This is a genomic window from Xanthomonas sp. MUS 060 (assembly GCF_000963215.1).
GTDB lineage: Bacteria > Pseudomonadota > Gammaproteobacteria > Xanthomonadales > Xanthomonadaceae > Xanthomonas_A.
Map to the genome: position 1 here is coordinate 1 of NZ_JZIM01000103.1, position 896 is coordinate 896.

At 55.4% G+C, this 896-nt stretch carries 1 protein-coding gene and 1 pseudogene; one reads left to right on the forward strand and one right to left on the reverse strand.

Annotated features, from left to right (window positions below):
- Positions 1-195 (forward strand): annotated as a pseudogene (locus tag XANALMUS060_RS22595) (histidine kinase); the annotation flags it as partial.
- Here the strand turns inward: XANALMUS060_RS22595 and XANALMUS060_RS17225 are convergent.
- Complete coding sequence (locus XANALMUS060_RS17225; protein ID WP_045739491.1) at positions 179-610, reverse strand: hypothetical protein; 432 nt, start codon at positions 608-610, stop codon at positions 179-181. The pseudogene XANALMUS060_RS22595 and the gene XANALMUS060_RS17225 sit on opposite strands and share 17 nt — an antisense overlap.
- Positions 611-896 lie beyond the last annotated feature (286 nt).

The following is an 896-nucleotide window of genomic DNA, read 5'->3' on the forward strand; positions in this document are numbered from 1 at the left end:
CACCAGGGGATCACTGTCTGCATCATCGCCTACGTATCGCCACAGGATCATGTTAAGCACTTTGCGCATGATGTGGACTCGGAACTAGCATCCAGACTCAAAACGCATGGCGGCACCTGCCGACGCCGCCATGCCTATAGCCTTAGTTTCCTCGTTTCCGAGGCACTCAATGCAAGGATCAATCTGCGGCAGTGATCTCCCAGCTATTACCACGACGACCTGGTGTGACGCGCACGATGAAAGCCGATGTCTGGTAGACCAACGCCCCCTTTGCTTCGCTTCCCTTCGCTGGTAATGACACACGCGATACATCAGCCCCCATCGGCAACACCCACAACACGCCGCTGACATTACCGACTACGGCACGCACGTGTCCTGTCAAATCATTGACTTGCAGATAGGCCACTCCATCGCGCTGAAACTCGTAGATGCTCCACGCCGGATCTAGCGACAGATTCCGGGCATTCGGCAAGCTTTCGCCGAGGCCAACAGTCGGCGCAGGAGGAACGTGATGGATGCCACCTGGGCAGCAAGCATACGCGTCGTTAGCACCAGCCAACAGCCCACCCGCCAACACGATGTTCCACATGGTGCTTGTCTTGATTTCCATGAGTTTTCCTTTCCCCTGAATGGGGAGATTTCGCCTGCATTTCAGGCTCACCCAAGGTACGTGCTGCAACAAGTCACCTGTTGACAAATGAAGCTGGCAAACTTGACCAACGGCAAGGTTTCACAACCCGTCGCCCCTAAGAGACATAGCACAGCCATGTAGCTCAAGCATTTGACGACACCTCATCGCCAATAACGAACCTTGATCTGCACGATGCGCTCAGCGCATATGCCTTGACGCCCACTGGTCAGCGCTCACCGATATGCCAGATCTGATCTGGCGCAGG

Coding starts and splice junctions, on each gene's coding strand:
- XANALMUS060_RS17225 (WP_045739491.1), bottom strand. CDS start 610: ATGGAAATCAAGACAAGCACCATGTGGAACATCGTGTTGGCGGGTGGG.